This window comes from Pedobacter aquae (assembly GCF_008195825.1).
In the GTDB taxonomy this organism is placed as follows: domain Bacteria; phylum Bacteroidota; class Bacteroidia; order Sphingobacteriales; family Sphingobacteriaceae; genus Pseudopedobacter; species Pseudopedobacter aquae.
The window spans coordinates 1461809-1482594 of the sequence record NZ_CP043329.1 but is presented as its reverse complement, the minus strand read 5'-3'; the positions used below and the strand labels follow the sequence as shown (position 1 = coordinate 1482594).

15 protein-coding genes are annotated in these 20786 nt (G+C 35.9%); 10 read left to right on the top strand and 5 right to left on the bottom strand.

Features of this window, described 5'->3' with window-relative positions:
* Positions 1-97 precede the first annotated feature (97 nt).
* From FYC62_RS06555 to FYC62_RS06540, 4 genes are read left to right on the top strand one after another with little or no spacing between them, the layout of a single operon-like run.
* Positions 98-1654, top strand: a complete 1557-nt coding sequence (locus FYC62_RS06555; RefSeq protein WP_149074379.1) for an alpha-N-arabinofuranosidase — start codon at positions 98-100, stop codon at positions 1652-1654.
* A gap of 4 nt (positions 1655-1658) precedes the next feature.
* Positions 1659-2654 carry a glycoside hydrolase family 43 protein gene (locus FYC62_RS06550; RefSeq protein WP_240534836.1) on the top strand — a complete coding sequence of 332 codons (996 nt, stop codon included), beginning with the start codon at positions 1659-1661 and terminating at the stop codon, positions 2652-2654.
* A gap of 22 nt (positions 2655-2676) precedes the next feature.
* Complete coding sequence (locus FYC62_RS06545) at positions 2677-4647, top strand: alpha-L-arabinofuranosidase C-terminal domain-containing protein (RefSeq protein ID WP_149074378.1); 1971 nt, start codon at positions 2677-2679, stop codon at positions 4645-4647.
* Positions 4648-4649: 2 nt separating this feature from the next.
* On the top strand, positions 4650-5660 hold the full coding sequence (locus FYC62_RS06540) for a family 43 glycosylhydrolase (protein ID WP_149074377.1): 1011 nt from the start codon (positions 4650-4652) through the stop codon (positions 5658-5660).
* 1 nt (position 5661) lies between these two features.
* Here the strand turns inward: FYC62_RS06540 and FYC62_RS06535 are convergent, their stop codons facing one another.
* The 3 genes from FYC62_RS06535 to FYC62_RS17285 form a co-directional block, all read right to left on the bottom strand.
* Positions 5662-8085 (bottom strand): hypothetical protein, encoded by a 2424-nt coding sequence (locus FYC62_RS06535; protein ID WP_149074376.1) that lies wholly within the window; start codon positions 8083-8085, stop codon positions 5662-5664.
* Between the two features lie 68 nt (positions 8086-8153).
* On the bottom strand, positions 8154-9950 hold the full coding sequence (locus tag FYC62_RS06530) for a rhamnogalacturonan lyase family protein (RefSeq protein ID WP_149074375.1): 1797 nt from the start codon (positions 9948-9950) through the stop codon (positions 8154-8156).
* Entirely contained in the window at positions 9932-10237 is a 306-nt protein-coding gene (locus tag FYC62_RS17285; RefSeq protein WP_149074374.1) for a rhamnogalacturonan endolyase family protein, read from the bottom strand. The genes FYC62_RS06530 and FYC62_RS17285 overlap by 19 nt, the downstream gene beginning before the upstream one ends.
* A 293-nt stretch (positions 10238-10530) precedes the next feature.
* Between FYC62_RS17285 and FYC62_RS06520 the strand changes: the two genes are divergently transcribed.
* The 3 genes from FYC62_RS06520 to FYC62_RS06510 are packed head-to-tail and all read left to right on the top strand — an operon-like array spanning position 10531 to position 14715.
* Positions 10531-12090 (top strand): sodium:solute symporter, encoded by a 1560-nt coding sequence (locus FYC62_RS06520; protein ID WP_240534835.1) that lies wholly within the window; start codon positions 10531-10533, stop codon positions 12088-12090.
* Between the two features lie 24 nt (positions 12091-12114).
* A complete protein-coding gene (locus tag FYC62_RS06515) occupies positions 12115-13053 on the top strand; it encodes a dihydrodipicolinate synthase family protein (RefSeq protein ID WP_149074373.1) in 939 nt (312 codons plus the stop codon).
* 45 nt (positions 13054-13098) lie between these two features.
* Positions 13099-14715 (top strand): fucose isomerase, encoded by a 1617-nt coding sequence (locus FYC62_RS06510; RefSeq protein ID WP_149074372.1) that lies wholly within the window; start codon positions 13099-13101, stop codon positions 14713-14715.
* A 119-nt stretch (positions 14716-14834) separates the two neighbouring features.
* On the opposite strand, the gene FYC62_RS06505 is transcribed toward FYC62_RS06510, so the two are convergent.
* Both FYC62_RS06505 and FYC62_RS06500 read right to left on the bottom strand, forming a co-directional pair.
* Positions 14835-16046, bottom strand: a complete 1212-nt coding sequence (locus tag FYC62_RS06505) for a DUF6807 domain-containing protein (RefSeq protein WP_149074371.1) — start codon at positions 16044-16046, stop codon at positions 14835-14837.
* 112 nt (positions 16047-16158) lie between these two features.
* On the bottom strand, positions 16159-16692 hold the full coding sequence (locus FYC62_RS06500) for a DUF3575 domain-containing protein (protein WP_149074370.1): 534 nt from the start codon (positions 16690-16692) through the stop codon (positions 16159-16161).
* A 226-nt stretch (positions 16693-16918) separates the two neighbouring features.
* Here FYC62_RS06500 and FYC62_RS17475 point away from each other — a divergent pair, with 226 nt between their 5' ends.
* From FYC62_RS17475 to FYC62_RS06490, 3 genes are read left to right on the top strand one after another with little or no spacing between them, the layout of a single operon-like run.
* On the top strand, positions 16919-17926 hold the full coding sequence (locus FYC62_RS17475; protein WP_240534834.1) for an alpha-L-rhamnosidase N-terminal domain-containing protein: 1008 nt from the start codon (positions 16919-16921) through the stop codon (positions 17924-17926).
* Positions 17905-19680 carry a family 78 glycoside hydrolase catalytic domain gene (locus FYC62_RS17470; RefSeq protein ID WP_240534833.1) on the top strand — a complete coding sequence of 592 codons (1776 nt, stop codon included), beginning with the start codon at positions 17905-17907 and terminating at the stop codon, positions 19678-19680. Before FYC62_RS17475 ends, FYC62_RS17470 begins: the two co-directional genes overlap by 22 nt.
* Positions 19677-20780, top strand: coding sequence for a glycoside hydrolase family protein (locus tag FYC62_RS06490; protein WP_149074369.1), 1104 nt, complete (start codon positions 19677-19679; stop codon positions 20778-20780). The genes FYC62_RS17470 and FYC62_RS06490 overlap by 4 nt, the downstream gene beginning before the upstream one ends.
* Positions 20781-20786 lie beyond the last annotated feature (6 nt).

Genomic DNA, 20786 nt, shown 5'->3' with positions numbered 1-20786 from the left:
AAATTACGTGTACGTAAGACACTTATATTTGTATAAGGTCTTACGTATTTTTTTGTAAGCTCATATAAACTAAGTTCTAATTATAAACCCTTTACTCATGAAACTCAAATCATTGAGATTACTTTTTGTTTTAACTACAGCCTTCGCTTTTTCTGCGATAGCACAACAACAGGCTAATGAAATTACACTGAAGCCTAAAGAATCTAAAACCAAAATCAGTAAACACATTTATGGTCATTTTGCCGAACATTTAGGTAGATGTATTTATGATGGTTTTTACATTGGTGAAGAAAATAAAGTTATCCCCAACACCAACGGGGTCAGAAATGATATTATAGCTGCTCTTAAAAATCTAAATATCCCAAATTTAAGATGGCCAGGAGGTTGTTTTGCAGATACCTACCATTGGAAAGATGGAATTGGCCCTAAAAAAGACCGTCCATCTATCGTAAATACTTGGTGGGGCGGTGTAACAGAAAATAACAGCTTTGGTACGCATGATTTTTTAAACATGTGCGAGCTATTAAATACAGAGCCTTATTTAGCAGGTAATTTAGCTACCGGAACCGTACAAGAGCTTTCAGACTGGGTACAGTATGTGAATTTTAACGGCGATAGCCCCATGTCTAAATTAAGAAGAGCAAATGGCAGAGATACCGCTTGGAAAGTAAAATTTTGGGGTGTTGGTAACGAAGCTTGGGGTTGTGGAGGTAACATGAAGCCAGATTATTATGCTAATGAATACCGTAAGTATGCAACTTTCATGACAGATTGGGAAAATTCTTCTAAAGTATTTAGGATTGCTTCTGGCGCTAATGGCGGAGATTACAATTGGACTGAAACATTGATGAAAAACATCCCAAGAAACTTAATTGAAGGTATCGCATTACACCATTACGCCAATGTAACTTGGAGTAAAAAGGGTTCTGCTACACAGTTTTCTGAGCAACAATATTTTGCAACCATGAAAAGCGCTTTACACATGGAAGAGCTGGTAATTAAGCATTCTGCAATTATGGATAAATATGATCCTGATAAGAAAATTGCCTTGGTTGTAGACGAGTGGGGTGGTTGGTACGAGGTAGAGCCAGGCACTAATCCAGGCTTTTTATATCAACAAAATACCATTCGTGATGCCATGATAGCTGGTGTTACCCTTAACGTCTTTAATAATCATGCAGAAAGAGTACGTATGGCTAATTTAGCACAAACCGTTAACGTATTGCAAGCAGTTATTTTAACAGAAAAAGAGAAGATGATTTTAACACCCACTTATCACGTTTTAGAAATGTATAAGGTTCATCAAGATGCAACTTTAATCCCTTTAAGCATAAATACCCAAGAATATGCTTTAGGCGATGAAAAACTGCCAGCTTTATCAGCGTCTGCATCAATAGATAAAAATGGGGTTACGCATATTACTTTGGTAAATATAGATGCTAAAAAAACGCATGAATTAAAAATCAATATTCAAGATCAAGCCTATAAAACCATTTCAGGAAGAATTGTAAACTCGGCAAAATTGAATGATTTTAATAGTTTTCAAAATCCAGATTTAATTAAGCCCGCTGTTTTTAAAGATGCTCAGTTAAAAGGCAATCAAATTCAGGTGGTTTTACCTGCTCATAGTGTTGTGGTTTTGGCCCTAAAATAATTAAATGATGATAACTCATTTTAAAAAATCTATAGTTATTGGTGTAGCTATTTTAGCTTTAAATAACAATGCTTTTTGCTTTGATAAACAAGAGCTTAAAGATAGCTTAGTAAAGGTTGGTAATCCCATCATTAAAGATAAGTTTACGGCAGACCCCGCAGCTTTAGTTTATCAGGATAAGGTGTATTTATACACTGGGCATGATGTGGCTGCTAAAGGCGAAAACCGTTATGTAATGCATGAGTGGCTTTGCTATTCTTCTAGCGATATGGTAAACTGGAAAGAGCATAAAGTACCTTTAAAAACTACCGATTTTTCTTGGGCAAAAGACGATGCTTGGGCCTCACAAGTGATAGAAAAAAATGGTAAATTTTATTGGTTTGTTTCTATTTCTCATGCTACTATACATGGTAAAGCTATAGGCGTTGCCGTTTCTGATAGCCCAACAGGGCCATTTAAAGATGCTTTAGGGAAAGCTTTAATTACCAACGATATGACAACTGATGTTAAAATAAGTTGGGATGATATAGACCCTTCTGTTATCATTGATGATGATGGGCGAGCTTATCTTTTTTGGGGTAATACCAAATGTAGGTATGTGAAATTAAAAGATAATATGATAGAATTGGATGGTCCTATTAAAACCATTGATGTGCCTAACTTTACTGAAGCCCCATGGATACATAAAAGAAAAGGTTGGTATTACCTGTCTTATGCATACGAGTTTCCAGAGAAAATCGCTTACGCCATGAGTAGAAGCATCCATGGGCCTTGGGAGTTTAAAGGCATCATAAATGAAATTGCCGGAAACAGTAATACCAATCATCAAGCTATCATCAATTTTAAAGGAAAAGACTATTTTATTTACCATAATGGGGCTTTAGCAGCCGATGCAGGTAGCTTTCACCGTTCGGTTTGTATAGATAATTTATATTATAATAAAGATGGGTCTATCAAAAGAGTAATCATGACCACAGAAGGCATTAAACCAGTTAAATAAAGAAACCACAAAATTATACATCATGAAAATTAAACAATCTATACCATTAATTTTTGCAGTTACCTTAACAAGTCTATCCACTATGGCTCAAACGGTGTTTAAAGTGCAGCCAAACCAAATCAAAACAGAAATACAACCTACCATGTGGGGTGTTTTTTTTGAGGATATTAACATGGGAGCAGACGGTGGTATTTATGCAGAATTAATAAAAAATCGCTCTTTCGAGTTTTATAAGCCTTTAATGGGATGGACATTAGAAGGCAAAAAAGTTGAAGGAGAAATGCTGGTGCTCAACAGAGGTGAAGCAAACTCTTCTAATCCTCGTTTTTTAAGAGTTCTGGTAAATAAAGAACCTAAAAGCATGGTGAATGAAGGTTTTAGAGGTATGGGGATTAAAGCTGGTTTGAGGTATGATTTTTCCTTCCTCTATCGCCAAGCTAAACCTGGTATTAAGCTACAGCTAGAGTTATTGAACGAGAAAAATGAGGTTATCGGTAAAGGAGAAATTATACCAACTTCAGTTGGTGATACTTGGCACAAACAAGAAGTAAGTTTTAACGCTACTGCAACTGCTAATAAAGGCAAATTTAGAGTTACTTTTAGCGGTGAAGGTACTATAGATGTAGATATGATTTCTTTATTCCCATCAGACACTTGGAAGGGAAGAAAAGGTGGTTTAAGAGCCGATATGGTGCAGCTTCTGGCCGACTTAAAACCTGGTTTTGTACGTTTCCCTGGTGGTTGTATTGTTGAAGGGCATGATTTATCTACCCGTTACCAATGGAAAAAAACTATTGGTCCGGTAGAGGGAAGAGAATTAATAGTTAACCGTTGGAATACCGAATTTGCTCATCGTTTAACACCAGATTATTACCAAACATTTGGCTTAGGTTTTTATGAGTATTTTCAATTAGCAGAAGATATTGGCGCACAAGCCTTACCAATTTTAAATTGTGGCATGGCTTGTCAGTTTAATACAGCAGAGGTTGTGCCTTTAGACCAATTAGAACCTTACATACAAGATGCTTTAGATTTAATAGAATTCGCCAATGGCGATGTAAATACAGCATGGGGTAAGGTTAGGGCACAAATGGGGCATCCAAAACCTTTTAACTTAAAAGTTCTTGGCGTAGGTAATGAAAACTGGGGGCCGCAGTATATAGAAAGATTGAAATTGTTTACCAAAGCTATCAAGACTAAATATCCTGAAATAAAATTGGTAAACAGTGGAGGTACAGACCCAGACGGAGAGCGTTTTGACTATCTAAACACCGAGTTAAGAAAAATGAATGCCGATATTATTGACGAGCATTATTACCGTAAACCCGAGTGGTTTTTACAAAATGCTGCCAGATATGATAATTATCCAAGAAATGCATCTAAGATTTTTGCTGGTGAATATGCTGCACAAACAGATAAAGTTGTAAGCGTAAACAATAGAAATAACTTAAAAGGTGCTATTTCTGAAGCTGCATTTTTAACAGGTTTAGAGCGTAACGCTGATGTGGTAATTATGGCTTCTTATGCACCTCTTTTTGCACATATAGAGGGTTGGCAGTGGACACCAGATTTAATTTGGGTTGATAACCTACAAGCTTATGGTACACCTAATTATTTTGTGCAAAAATTGTATTCTACCAACAGAGGTACACACGTTGTAGGTTTAACTAGTAAAAACGCCAAAGCAGCAGTTGGTGAGAATGGAATTTATGCTTCTACAGTTATTGATAAGCAAAGTAATGAGTTGATTATTAAAGTAGTAAACGCTTCAGATAAAGAGCAAAAAGTAACTTTTGATATCGATAATGCTAAAGGTATACAAACACAGGCCAAACTTACTAGTCTTACTTCAAACAGTTTAGACGATGTAAATTCTATCGATAAACCTAAACAAGTTTTTCCTAAAGAAAGCACATTGGCAGTAAAGAAAAAGCAAATTGTCCATCAGTTAGCACCAAATTCTTTAAGTGTTATCCGCGTTAAGCTTAATTAATCATGAAAAATATCTTCTTCAAACTAGCTTTTATTTGTTTAAGTTCTTGTGTAATGGCACAAGAACTTAAACAAAATATTCCTGTGCATGACCCTGTATTAATCAAACAAGATAGCGTATATTATCTTTTTTGTACGGGCAGGGGCATAGGCAATTGGTCATCAAAAGATTTAAAAAATTGGAAGAAAGAAGAAGCAATATTTAATGAAGCTCCTGAGTGGGCTGTTAAAGCAGTGCCAGGATTCAAAAATCATATCTGGGCACCTGATATTTCTTATCACCAAGGAAAATATTATTTATATTACTCTATATCGGCATTTGGTAAAAATACCTCTTGCATAGGTTTAGCTGTTAATACCACGCTGCATCCGCAAGATCCAAATTATAAATGGGTTGATATGGGTAAAGTTATTCAATCATACCCTGGCAAAACCAATTGGAATGCTATAGATCCAAATTTAATAACTGATGATAGGGGAAGAGCCTATTTGTCTTTTGGTTCTTTTTGGGAGGGATTAAAATTGGTGAAACTAAAGAAAGACCGCTTTACGCTTGATGAAGATGTAAATAAGCTAGCAACCATAGCTACGAGAGTTAAAAAGCCGGGTAAAGATAATCCTCCTGCGGTAGATGACAACCCTAAAGATGCCGGAGGAAACGCAATAGAAGCGCCATTTATTTATAAAAAAGATGGTTGGTATTATCTTTTTGCTTCTACAGATTACTGCTGTAAAGGTCCAAAAAGTACTTATAAGATGATTGTTGGCCGCTCTAAAAACGTAAAAGGTCCTTATTTAGATAAAAATAATATTGCCTTAGCAAATGGTGGTGGCACTTTATTACTTGCTGGTAACGAAAACTGGAATGGAGTAGGGCATAATGCTGTTTTCTACGATGAAAAAAGCAACACCGATTATTTAGTTTTTCATGGTTATGATGCTCAAGATAAAGGCATATCGAAACTTAGAATAGAAAAACTAAAATGGATAAATAGCTGGCCAGAAGTAGAATAGTTTATTTTATATCATACGTTTGATGATGATTGATTAAGCCACCTTCTTCACTAACGCCTTCTATACTTAACCTTATTTTTGTTTTAGATGATGAATTTCTAAAGTTTATCTTAGCTTCTCCGTTTTCATTAATAATGATGTTTGGATTCCAGAAAATGGTGGTACGCTCATCTGGTGATGGGTTATCTGCACTTAGCTTAGGCTGATAAAAAGTTTTTGCTTGGTAATAACCATCTAATTCTTCTAAAATAGCATTTGGTTTTGTTTTAACAAGTGCATTAGGTTTTAGGTAAAGATAAATCATGAAAATATCATCGGCAGCTATAGATTGCGACATACCTGTTTCTTCACTTTGAATTAATTGATCCGAGCTTAATAAATGTTTGATAACAACACGCTCTACCTTGTTCATAGGAAGGGTTAAGTAGGTGTTATAATAATCATCTCGCATATATTGTGGGTCGTTATCAGTAAAAGGTAGTTCTTTATTATTAATCACAAATCTAGGCTGAAAATTTTTGCCCATATAAGGGAAAACTAGTCGAGAGATGCCATCTTCTGGATTGGTAAACTCTCTCGCCTGAGAAGATTTATGTAAGATATAATGCATCAGATTAGTGTAATCGTAATCTTTAGGTGTTACCGTAAAATCCTCTGGTTTATAACCAAATGTGCTGGCTACTCTATCAAAAAGTCTTACATTTTTATCATCAGTAACCTTAATTTCGTTTAACAAAATAGTATCAGAAAGCGATAGCTTTTTAGCTTGTATACTTCTTCTAAGAATTTCTGAAGCTTTATTATTAGCAACTATTTGTTCTACCGTTTTTGCTTCAACTTGGTAAGGTTTGGTTTTAAATAAAGAATCTAAAATTATCCAACCTACATTTTTCCCCTTACCACTTACCGAGTTTAGTCTTAACGATTGTTCACCATAAAATTTCAAGCCATCTATATAATATTTACCTAAAGAGTCGGTTTGGGTAGCAAAAAGTTTATCGCCAGTAGCGCCATTAGCAAATAGGCTTACATTAGCGTTAGCAATAGGCTTTTCAGAAAAATTGTGTTTTACACTTCCCGATAGGGTAATGCCTTTTTCAGGGATATGGGATATTTTAAGTGCAGTATCGGCTAGTCTTCGCCACAAATATTCTCTCCAACCTTGAGTAAGCAAGAGTAAATCTAGTTGTTTGAATCTGTTTGGATTTTGTTTGTTAAAATATTGCTGAGGATTTTCTATCGTACCTTTTATTTCTGAGCTTAATTGCAAGTAAGAAGCAATATTCATGCGGTTTAAATCTGTAAGAGTAGAATCTACCGCAGCAAAAGATAGAAAGCCTTTAACAGGCGCATTTTTAACATCCGTTACCTTTAGAGTTATTTGAATTTGCTCTTTAGGACGATAAAAAGCCTTATCTGTATTGATATTTACTTTTAGTTGCTGATGATTTTCTATGTAAATTAATCTTTCACTTTGAGGCTTACCACTTTGGTCATAAATAGTTACCGTTGTGATGCCGTTGGGTAAATCCTTTTTAGCAATTCTTATTAAGGTTTGGATATTTTGGAATTGAAACTCTTTCTTGAGAATTACTTTCCCTTTACTTTTGATTAGTATTAAGCCATATTTTCCAATGTTTTGAGATTTTGTATTGGTGCTTATCATAAAATTAAATAAGCTATCTTTTTCTATCACATGTAAACCAATGCCAGTAGATAATGCTTTTGGTAAAGAATAGGTAAATGTTTTACCATTACTAAAAGTTCCTTTGGCTATATAGTTTTCACTTAATAAAGGCTGTAGCATAAAAATACCTAAACCAGCCTTACTTGATATTTCTGTTACAGATTCTCCTTTACTATCGTAAACAGTACCCTCAAAATCTATAGGTTTAGCTAAATCATCAACAGCTTTAAAGGCTACTAAACCCATTACGCTATCAATTAAAGAGCCTCCTTCTGGGAAAAAGTAAATGCTTTCTTTTGTTGTTGTGTATTGCGGAATAACACCTTTTGCATTAGCAGAATTTTTATCGGCCTTAGCTATAATTTTGCCATTATCTAAAACTTGAATATCTTTTTCAAAAACAAACTCGTTACCAAAGTTTCGCATCCAGTTTGTCCAGGCAGAAAGTTTATAAAGCCCCGCAGGGATAGAGTCTGCAAGGTTAAAATCGCCAAAACCCCTGCCATTGTCCATCCTGATGATTCTTTTTAAAATCAAACTGTCTTGGTCGTTATGGTTTTTAGATTTTAGCGTAACATATAAAGTATTACTGGTAGAAACTAAAGCATTATTTTGCGCATTTACCAAATAAGCACTAAACCAAATGTTCTCTCCCGGGGCGTATACTTCTCTGTCTGTATGCAGGTATATTTTTTCAAAAAAAAGTACATTCCTTTTTACTTCTTGTGCCTGGCACAAGAAGTAAAAGGTTGTAAATAATAATATTAAAAGGATGTTTTTTTTATAAGTATTGATGTTGTTAAATTTTAATTTTTTATAATTTTTGTACTGTAATATTTATTACCATCTAACAAGCTAAGGGTATAAATTCCTGGACTTATTTGATTTAACTTACTGTTTAATAAACTGTTTAAGTTCTCAAGACTACCTTCTTGTTGTAAAATTACCCTTCCATTACTATCTGAAAAAGTAAGTTTTAGCATTTTTTCAGATGTTTTTAAGTTGATATTTAACTCATTATAAACAGGGTTAGGGTATAAGGGTAAGTTATAACTTTCTTCTTTAACTTCTCTAAAAAATGTTGGTATAGGTCCAGGATAAACTACATTTGGTCTGGCTGGTTTTGTCATTCCTGTTCCTAAAAAGAAACTAGGGTGCGGGGGTTGGTTATAAGAAGAGTTTTGCCAAGCTATAGCAGTACGGTATTGGGTATCATGCATAAGAGTGAAAATGCGCTCAGTAGTAGGTATGGTGGTGCTAAAAATAAGCAAACTTCTATTGTCTGAACTACGGAAAATCATTTCTTCACGCCAATCGCCAAGTATATCAGCACTTAGACCTGGTGTAGCTTTAGTGCCGTTATTAGATACAGCTGCTCCAAAATTGTTAATAGACATTAAGCGGTCGCTTCTTTTTGTTACACTATTCCATTTATCTAATGCTGTTCCGTTTAATAATTCTCTACTTAAATCGCCATCCCACCAGACAGCAAAATTCATTGATGGTACGCTATTGCTGATAACCGCTCCTTTATTGCTATATACTGCACCACCAGCTGCGCCCCACATTTCATAACCTGGGAAATTAGGGTCTATATCAGCAGCTAAAGCCCTACCAACATCACCAGTTGCAGCAACACCCCAAAGCACTTCTCCAGTACTTGCTCTTTTTAAAGTTAAACCTAAACCTCTATGCTCTGTAGGGCTTTCATAACACATCCACATCTCTTGCCCAGCAATATCAGGATCCATATCGCTCATGTGTAAGGCGTCACCATGTCCACGTCTGGTAGACCATAGTCCGGTTCCGTTATCGTTAATTGCACTAGATCCATTAAAAATTTCGTCTTTTCCATCATTATCAGCATCGCCAATGGTCATCTGGTGGTTTCCTTGTCCGGCATAGGTAGCGTTTCCTGATGCATTACTATCAAAAATCCAACGTTGTGTAAGTTGGTTATTTCTCCAATCCCAAGCTACTCTAACCAATCTGGTGTAATAACCACGTCCCATAATTAAACTAGGTCTGTTCCCATCTAAATAGGCTACGGCAGCAATAAATCTATCTACACGGTTACCATAACTATCTCCCCATGAAGAAACCGTACCCCTGGCAGGTAAATAATTGGTAGTGGCCATGGCTCTACCTGTTTCTCCGTTAAAAACGGTTAAAAACTCAGGACCTGATAGAATATAACCGCTAGAATTTCTGTAGTCTGCGGTAGCACTTCCTATAACTGTTCCAACACCATCTATAGTTCCATCAGCAGTTTTACAAGCCATTTCTGACTTTCCATCGCCATCTAAATCATAAACTATAAATTGGGTATAATGCGCTCCGGCTCTTATGTTTCTACCTAAATCTATACGCCAAAGTCTGGTTCCGTTTAGCTTATAAGCATCAATAAATACGTTACCTGTATAACCAGATTGCGAATTATCTTTAGCATTTGAGGGGTCCCATTTCAAGAAAATTTCATATTCGCCATCACCATCTACATCACCCACACTACAATCATTAGCAGTATAAGTGAAATTTTCGCCTGAAGGTGTAACACCAGCTGCTGGGGGTATTAAGGCTATTCTTAAAAAGTTTGCTGCCAAATACTAGCAGCCTTAGAATCTGTAAACTCTGTTCCATTAATAACATGTCTTACGGTATAAGTACCATTTAATGGCGTATTATCTTCAAAATTGGTAGCATTTGTAATGGGGGTGTTATTAAGTTTAACCCCAGAACGATACACGTTAAAAGCAATATCATCAGGGTCTGTAGCAAATAATCTCCAGCTCACAAAAACTCTAGTTGTAGTTGCTCTAATAGCTACCAAGCCACGGTCTAACCTTTCAACTTGCTTAGCTAAGCTTGTGCTTTGGCCATAAGCAAACATGAGATTAAAGAAAACCAATACGAGAATATAAAAAAACTTCTGTGTAGAGCTTTTAACCATAATAATAAGAAAATAGGTTTATAATCGAATAAAGTACTAGATTACTTATTGTTCCTAAACTTGTCAACCTGACCCATCCTGATAGGATGATGATTCAGTTTCCTCTAAAATGATAATATCCTACATAAGCTGGAGAAAATATGCTAGTTCTTCCATGTATATTCTAAATAGCTTTGTCTTGTAAAGAGATTATAATCAATTCTTTTACGCCTAAACCTGAATAAATATTAGTAATGATAAAAAATCTTCCCTTGCTAGATTTAGCAATTATTGCCATATATCTGGTAGCCATGGTTTTGGTAGGTGTTTATTTTTCGAGGAGGAATAATAGCTCAGACCAATTTACCAAAGCATCAGGATTAATACCGGGTTGGGCTATAGGCTTGTCTATATATGCAACTTTTTTAAGTAGTAATACTTTTTTAGGTGTGCCGGGAAAAGCATTTGGAGGAAATTGGAATGCCTTTGTATTTAGCATATCTATGCCCTTAGCAGCTTGGGTGGCTTCTAAATATTTTGTTCCGTTTTACCGCAGTACAGGCGAAGTTTCTGCCTATACCAATTTAGAAAAACGTTTTGGTGCGTGGGCGAGAACTTATGCGGTTGTATGTTTTTTACTTACCCAATTAGCCAGAATGGGCTCTATTTTCTTTGGGATTTCTTTAACCCTGCAAGCCTTAACGGGCTATAGCATGGAAACCATCATGCTGGTGACCGGAATTTGTATTATCATTTACACCGTAATGGGCGGTATTGAAGCTGTTATCTGGACAGAAGTTGTGCAAGGTGTTTTGAAAACTTTAGGAGCTGTATTGATAGTTTATCTGATTGTGGTAGATATGCCGGGCGGAGTTTCTAAGATTATAGCAATAGGCCAGCAGGATGATAAATTTAGTTTAGGCAGTTTATCTCTTGATTTTACCCAAGCAACGTTTTGGGTTGTGTTGTTGTATGGCTTTTTTATTAACCTTAACAATTTTGGTATGGATCAAAATTATGTACAAAGGTATCATACTGCATCCTCAGAGAAAGAAGCTGCAAAATCTGTATGGTTATGTGTGTGGATATATGTACCAGCATCTTTAATGTTTTTCATTATAGGAACTTGTTTATATGCTTACTATCAGGTAAATCCAGAGCTTATAGAAGCAGTAAAACTACAAGCAGCAGCAGAAAGGCTGGGTTTAAATGCCAATTCAATAGAAATTAAAAACCTAGCCGCCAGTTTACAACCAGCAGATTATGGCGATAAAGTTATGCCTCATTTTATGGTTACGATGATTCCAACAGGCTTAATCGGTTTAATTGTCTCAGCCATATTATCGGCGGCTATGAGTACCATCAGTTCTGGAATGAATGCATCGGCAACCGTATTCTCAGAAGATATTTATAAAAGATATTTCAAGGCAAATATCAGCGAAAAGCAAAATATGAAATTACTACATATAGCCACTGTGGTTTTTGGTTTGCTTGGGATGATTTGCGGCATAGCCATGATAGGGGTAAAAAGTATTTTAGATATCTGGTGGCAGTTGTCTGGCATATTTGCAGGAGGGATGCTGGGCTTGTTTTTACTAGGTATCATCAGTAAAAAATCTGGCAATATGGAAGCTTTTGCAGCTACTATTGTAGGTATTTTGGTTATCATTTGGTTATCACTATCTAACCTTATTCCGGTTGATTATGCTTATCTGAAAAATCCGCTACACGCCAACATGACTATTGTTGTAGGTACTTTAACCATTTACCTAACGGGAGCTTTTATCACTCGATTAAAATCTAAAAACATCTAAATAATCATTTAACATAAAAAGAATATGAATAAATCAGAAAAAGGCTTTATCCCGGTAATGCTTACCCCTTTTAAAGATAACGGAGCTATAGATTTTGATGGATTAAGCAAGCTTACCGAGTTATATGTGGAAGCTGGTTCGGCAGGTTTATTTGCCAATTGTTTATCAAGTGAAATGTTTGAACTTTCTGAGGCAGAGCGATTAGCAATTGTAAAACATGTTGTAGATGTTGCAGCGGGTGCGGTACCAGTGGTAGCTACCGGAACTTTTGGAGGGCCAATTCAAAAACAAGCTGATTTTGTTAAAAAGATATATGCTACAGGTGTAGATGCCGTTATCGGAATTACAGGCTTAATTGCCAGTGAACAAGAAAGTGATAATGTTTTTAATGACCGCGTAGCCGATTTATTAGCTCAAACTGATGATATTCCACTAGGTTTTTACGAATGTCCTGTTCCTTATAAAAGACTCATTAGTCCGCAACAATTGGGTGATTTGGTAAAAACAGGCAGGGTAACTTACCATAAAGATACTTGTTTAGACATTACACAAATTAAGGCCAAACTAGCTGCAACACAAGGTGCTGATTTTGGTTTATACGATGCTTATATGGCACATGCAGTAGCGTCTTTAAAAGCAGGTTCGGCAGGTCTGTCTTGTATTCAGGGTAATTTCTTTCCAGAGCTTATTGTTTGGCTTTGTAAGAATTATAACAATGAAGCTTTACAACAAGAAGTTGCGCAAGTACAAGCATTTTTCATTAAACAAATGGATGTGATGCATAATGTTTATCCAACCATTTCTAAATATTACTTACAAAAGAGAGGTTTAGATATTTCTACTTTTACAAGAAGGCAAAATATAGGCGTTTTTAACGAGCAAGTGAAGGCCAATATTTATCAGTTAGCGGTTGATTATGATGCCTTAGTATCTGAATTAGAGATTAAACCAGTATTGGTTTAAGAAATATTATCCTGATAATCCATAAATCTCAATAAATAAAGAAGAATGAATACAGAGAAACAAGTTTACTTGGTAAGCAGTGGCGATTTACGTTTATCAGCAAACCAAAGTTGCTGGGCAGCGCAGGCAGCCATGGAAAAAGAGTTAGAGCAAGCCATTAATGCAGCAGGCTGGCAACTGGTAAGAGCACATGCTTATGATGAAGTAAAGCAGCATGGTTTTATAGATTCGCAAAGAATGGGGATAGAGGTGTTTAAGAAAATTCCTAAAAATGTTCCTTTAATTGTTGCAGAAAGTGTTTGGCAATATACGCACCATGTTTTAGCAGGTTTAACCACGCATGAAGGTCCTATTTTAACGCTAGCCAATTGGAGCGGACAATGGCCAGGTTTAGTAGGTATGTTAAACCTAAATGGTTCTTTAACCAAAGCAGGCGTGGTATATAGCAGTTTATGGAGCGAAGATTTTAAAGATGATTTTTTTAAAAACGGTTTAAAAGAATGGTTTGATACTGGTAAAGTTACACATGATTTAAGTCATGTAAGGTCTTTCCAATCTGTTCAAATTCCTGAGAAAGATTTAGCTTTTGGTAAAGCGTTTGGCGAGCGTTTAAAAGATAATAAAGCTATTATGGGCGTTTTTGATGAAGGTTGTATGGGGATGTTTAACGCCATTGTTCCTGATGATTTGCTTCATAAAACTGGGATTTTTAAAGAGCGTTTAAGTCAATCTGCCCTATATGCTAAAATGTTGGAAGTAAAAGACCAAGAAGCAGAAGCTGTACTTAACTGGTTACTTAATAAAGGGATGAAGTTTAATTGGGGAACTCACGGTGAAACAGAGCTAACCAAAGAACAAACCCTAGAGCAGTGCAAAATGTACATCGCAGCTGTAAGAATAGCGGCTGAATTTGGTTGCGATACCATTGGTATACAATATCAACAAGGTTTAAAAGATTTAACAGTTGCTAGTGATTTGGTAGAAGGTTTATTAAATAACCAAGATAGACCACCTGTTTTCTCAGAAAGCGGAAAAGAACTTTTCGCAGGCGAAGCTTTACCTCATTTTAATGAAGTTGATGAATGTGCCGGTATTGACGCTTTGGTAACTTACCATTTGTGGAAAGAGCTAGGCATGCCCGGAGAAAATACTTTACATGATTTACGTTGGGGGCAACATTACACCGGAAATGGTATAGATGATTTTGTATGGTTATTTTTAATATCAGGTGCAGCACCACCAGCGCATTTTATTGGTGGTTACGAAGGCGCTTCTAGCGATAGACAACCGGCTATGTATTTTAGATTGGGCGGAGGAAGCCTAAAAGGCATCAGTAAACCCGGAGATTTAGTCTGGAGTAGGGTTTATGTAATGGATAATGCTTTGCATTGCGATTTAGGCGTTGGGAAAGCGGTTCTCTTACTAGAAGAAGAAACAGAAAGACGCTGGCAAGAAACTACACCGCAATGGCCTATCATGCATGCTACTTTATCAGGCGTAAGCCGTAACCAAATGATGGCAAAACATCAGGCAAACCATATTCAGGTGGTTTACACAACAGATGAAGTTTCGGCACATCAAGCATGCCGTATTAAAGCCGCTGCTTTAACAGCAATGGGTATGCAGGTACATTTCTGTGGCGATGTAGCAGGGTTAAAATAGTAAATATTTGGGTTGTATTGAGTAGAGTCGAAGTGTCACCCTGAACGTAGTTGAAGGGTAATAAATATTTCGACTCTACTCAGTATGACAAGAAATACTCGTAGAATAAAATTTCCTTTCTATGGAATAAACTTCACCACAGGAGGAAACTCAATATCTGCATTTAAGCTTTCTATATATTTTTCCTGAGGCAAATCATCATGACTTAAATACCTGTATTGTGAAGTGAAAACTTCTTGAGGTTTTATAGTAAAAGCGGCATTTACCATGGGCGAGAAGCTAAAGTAAGGCATTGTTGGGTGTAGCCTAATGGGCTGCGGATAAGCTAAGTTTTGCGGAAAACCAAATACGGTTAAACCAGCAGTTTTGCCATTTAATAACCCAGAAGCCGATACATATTTAGCTGCTTTAGCATTAGCTGTAGCAACATCATCGCCATTATTGGTTTTAATTTGCCACTTGTTTTGGTAATGCAGACTATCATCTATATTCCAGTGTTTAGACGCCCTAAAAGCCATTCCGCCGTAATGATATTTATTAACAAATAGCGTGTCTTTAGTTATATTTTCTAATTCAGATACGATATCAAATAAGAACTTATTTTGAAAAGAATATACCCTAACGGTCCAAATTTCATCTAAAACAGCTCCATATTTTAAGCTATAATGTTGATGTTTTACTTTAAAACTGCTAAAAACCGGGCCTTCTTCAATAGCCAAAACTTCCGTATGTTTTACATTAGCCAATTTGCTGTGTTGATTCCAAAAATCATGCTTTTCGCCTTTAAAAGTGGTATTGGTTAAAGCCATCATAATACCATGTTGGTGCATATGTCCTTTAGGGAAATCATCAGTTAAAACACTTCCATTGGGGCTGTATAGTGGATGAATAAAACCGCTTCTAGCATAATAATCAGGAAAGCCTTTAGGCGGATAAACCGTTTGTATATGGTAATCAAAAAGTTTTTTATCTGCTATTTTAACCTCAATTTTTTCTGCATTTTTAGATAGCTTAACTAAGTTTTTAGATGTTTTTGAGTTTTTAACTTCAGTAATTTTATAAACAGCTGTAGATTTTGCTGCCAATTCATCAGGCAATATAAAAGTATATAGATTATCTTTTTTTTGTTGTATGATGGCCTTTTTACCAGTTCTGAGATTCTCTAATTGATAATTTTTTTGATTGTAAGATATAGGTAGCGCTAAAGTAATGATGCTTTGTTTTCTAGGATAATCACCTGCTTCAACTTTAATTTGTGTTTGTTGTGCAAATGTTGGTAGTGTAAAAAAGAGTAATGCTAAAAGCCTAAAGAGCTTAATTTGTGTTTTCATGATGATTTTTTGTTAATCATCAAATTAAGTAGAATTTCTTGTAAAAAGGAAATGGATGTTTAAGTCTGAATTTGAGCCAGCTAAAACATCCATTTTTTTATGTTTAGGTTAATTAGAAACTAAAACCAATAGCAATACCAGTTCTTAAACCAAAACCATCTATACCACCGCTAATATCAGGTTCGCCGCTACCATCTTCTGATTTAAATTTACCAGCATTGTAGCTTGGGCCAAAGAATAAATCTAAAGTGAAACCACTTTTGTAAACCCACTGACGACCAATGACAGCACCACCTCCAAAAGAAGAGTATGTACCTTTATTAAAATCATCTTTAACACTGTAGCTTTGGTAACGTAAAAAAGGTCCTAAATAAAGACCATTTAATGCATTCGCTTTAGGGTAGTACCTTAATTCTGGTGTAGTAGAAAAGCCAGAGAACTTGGTTTCATCAATTCGTAAGCCGGTATAAGCAACGCCCAATTGAAGAGATATTTTATCATTCATTTTACGCTCGTAAAAAACAGAACCTATTCTAAAAAGGGCGCTTAAAGGGTTTAGCTTAACCGTGTTGTTTACTTCTTGTGCTGAAATTTTTGATGTTAATACTCCTAAAAGTACCAATGTTAAAAGTAAGTTTTTTTTCATTTTATAATTATTGATTGCTGCTTAGACGAATAAATTAGACAAAGTGTTACAAGTAATTATAATAAGATGTTAAAATAGTAAGGATTTTTAGAGGCTTATAAGGCTAATATCCTACAATAGATAGAGAACTTGATACAAATAATAAAGCCCCTACAATTTTATTTTTGTGTATAACCTAATCTTAAGCTTCTAAAAACAGGTTAGAAATAAGTCGAGCCAAATAAATATGCGTAAAATAACAAGCCTTATTCTTGTATTATTAAGTTTACAGGTATGTGCACAGCCTTTATTGCATATTCAAAAACTTAAAATTAATGATGCAGAAAATCCGCAAGGTGTGAACCCTAAGCATCTATTTTTTAGTTGGAAATTATTAGCTAGTCAAAGAAATACCATTCAAACATCCTATCATGTTTTAGTTGCCAATGATTTAATCCATCTAAATGAAAATAAAGCTAATGTTTGGGATTCTGGCGAGCAGTTAAGCTCAACATCTATCCAAGTAAAATATCAAGGAAAAGCTTTACAAGCTACAACAACTTATTATTGGAAGGTTATAGTAAAAGATAATCATGGGAATATAGCAACTAGTAAAATAGCTAGTTTTCATACCGGATTATCCAATAAAGAAGATTGGAAAGGTGCTAAATGGATTGCTTATGAGCGTTTAGCAGATTCTTTAGTAGATGTCTTAGCCTCAGATAATAAAAAGGATAAGCATTTTGGTAGTAATGTTTTGCCTTTGTTGAGAAAAGATTTCAAGGTAAAGAAGAAGTTATCATCAGCAATGCTTTACATCAGCGGTTTAGGACATTTTGAAGCAAGCATTAATGGTAAAAAGCAAGGAGATCATTTTTTAGATGCTGGCTGGGTAAAGTATGATAAAGAAGCGTTATACGTAACTTTTGATGTTAGCAAAGCCCTAAAAACAGGTAAAAATACCCTTGGCGTAATGCTTGGTAATGGTTTTTATTATGTGCCGCCAGTTAAAGGACGGTTTAGAAAACTTAAAACATCTTTTGGATACCCTAAAATGATGTGCCTTTTGGTACTAAAATATCAAGACGGTACAGAAGAAAATATCATCAGCGATGAAAAATGGCAAACCAGTGCTAGCCCTATAACTTTTTCAAGTATTTACGGTGGAGAAGATTATGATGCCCTTTTAGAACAAAAAGGCTGGGACAGTCCGCAGTTTAAAGCTGATAAAAAGTGGAAAATGCATTGCTTGTAGATGGCCCTCCGCAAGTAAAACCTCAGTTGGCAGAACCTCTGCGTATTTTTGAGCATTTTAATGCCAAATTACTTCATCAACTCAATGCGAAAGAATGGGTGTATGATTTAGGGCAGAATGCTTCTGGTATCATCAGTTTAAAAGTTCAAGGAAAAAGAGGTGATACCGTTAGAATTTTCCCTTCAGAATTATTAAAAGATTTAAAAGCGAACCAAAAACCAACGGGTAGTCCTTTTTATTTCGAGTATATTTTAAAAGGTGATGGTGTGGAAGAATGGCAACCTCGTTTTACCTATTATGGTTTTAGATATTTACAAGTTAAAGGTGCTGCACCCAAAGGTACAAACACAGCTTTACCTCAACTATTAGCACTAAAAGGCTTACATATAAGAAATGCAGCTTCCAGAGTTGGAAATTTCACATCATCAAATACTTTGTTTAATCAAACCAACACTTTAATAGATTGGGCTATTAAAAGTAATATGATGAGTGTTTTTACCGATTGCCCACACCGCGAAAAATTAGGCTGGTTAGAGCAATCTCACCTCATGATTTCTTCTGTCATGTACAATTACGATGTTGCCACTTTAGCTTCAAAAGTGGTTGATGATATCATTTCATCACAATTAAAAGATGGTTTAATTCCAGAAATAGCTCCAGAATATGTAAAATTTACTTGGGGTGGCGATATGTTTAGAGACTCGCCAGAGTGGGGCAGTACAGGCATTATTTTGCCTTGGTATTTGTACAAATGGTATGGCGATACGCAAGTTTTAGAAAAGGCTTATCCAAGCATGCAGCGTTACATCACTTACCTAAAAAGCAAAGCAGATGGTCATATTTTAAAACAAGGTTTAGGAGATTGGTATGATATCGGTCCAGAGCGACCAGGCGTATCGCAGCAAACCCCAAAAGGCCTAACTGGTACAGCTATTTACTATTACGATTTAAATATTTTACAACAAATAGCCCTTTTATTGGGTAAACCCGATGATGCTAAGCAATATCAGGAACTAGCCAAAGAAGTAAAAACAGCTTTTAACCAAACTTTTTTTAATCCAGAAACTAAGCAATACGCAACAGGCAGCCAAACAGCAAATGCTATGGCTTTATACATGAATTTAGTAGAAGAACCTAACAGAGCAGCAGTTTTAGAAAATCTTATTCAAGATATCAAGAGCAGAAACAATGCTTTAACAGCCGGAGATATTGGTTACCGCTATGTCTTAAGGGTGCTGGAAGAAGCTGGTCGTTCTGATGTTATTTTTGATATGAACAGCCGTTCTGATGTTCCGGGTTATGGATATCAATTGGCAAAAGGCGCTACAGCTTTAACAGAAAGTTGGCAAGCTTTGCCAGATGTTTCTAACAACCATTTTATGTTGGGGCATTTAATGGAGTGGTTTTATAGCGGCTTGGCAGGTATCAGACAAGAAGAAGAATCTGTTGCTTTTAACAAGATAAAGATTTATCCAGTTTTAGTTGGCGATGTTACATCCGCGGAAGCTGCGTATGAGTCTTCTTATGGTTTAATCCAATCATCGTGGAAAAAGAATCCTCAAAATTTCCAATTACAAGTAGATATTCCTGCAAATACAACAGCCCTCGTTTATCTGCCGAAAGGCAAAACAAATAAAATTTTTGAAGCTGGTAAGGATATTTCTAGCGATAAGAGTATTGTAAATCAGGGTGTTGAGAGTGATCGTGTGATTTTAAAAGTAGGTTCAGGAAGCTATCAATTTACTATCGAATGAGAAGAATAAGTCTGTTTATTATAACCATTATTTTTGCTATCAATGCACTTAAAGCACAAGATAAAGGTGTTTTAAAAGCAGAAATGCAAGCCATTTACGAGGCAGTAAAAACCCCGTACAAATATGGTTTGGTGCTCACTACGGCGTCTAAAGAGAAAAAAATGGATTGCCCAACCATTTACCGTAAAGCAGGTAAGTGGTACATGAGTTATTTGGTTTTTGATGGTATAGGTTATGAAACTTGGCTGGCTAGCAGCGCCAATCTTCTTCAATGGGAAACTTTGGGTAAGCAGCTTTCTTTTAGTGATGATACCAGTTGGGATGCACACCAGAAAGCGGGTTATAATGCTTTAGTTGATACCAAATGGGGTGGTAATTATAAACTACACCGTTTCAAGGGTAAATATTGGATGTCTTATTTCGGAGGAAACAGCAAAGGCTACGAGCCCGAGCCATTGTCTATTGGGATGGCTTATACTTCAAAAAAACCAATTCAAGCACATGAATGGGAAAGATTAGCAAAGCCAGTTTTAAGCTCATCTGATGCCGATGTACGCTGGTGGGAAAACCGTAATAAGTTATTTAAAAGCTCGGTTATAGAAGATAAAAAGCGTTTAACCGGACATCGTTTTGTGATGTACTACAACGCAGTTGGAGATTCTTTAGTAAATAACAAGAAAACCCGTTGGTATGAGCGTATTGGGATGGCTGTTTCTGACGACATGGTAAGTTGGAAGCGTTTTCAGAAAAATCCAGTTGTTCATCATCCGGTAGGAATTACCGGAGATGGTGTTATCCAAAAAATGGGAGATACCTACGTGATGTTCTATTTTGGGGCGTTTTGGCAAGATAGAAATGGTGCTTTTAACCGTTTTGCAGCCTCTAAAGATTTAGTGAACTGGACAGATTGGGAAGGCGAAAATCTCATACAATCATCAGAACCTTACGACGAATTATATGCTCATAAATCTTGTGTTTTAAAGTATAAAGGCATTGTTTATCATTTCTATTGTGCTGTTAATAAAGCTGGTGATAGGGGAATAGCCGTGGCCACATCCAAAGATTTGGGGAAAAGTAACATCAATTTTAAAGCCGATTAATCCATC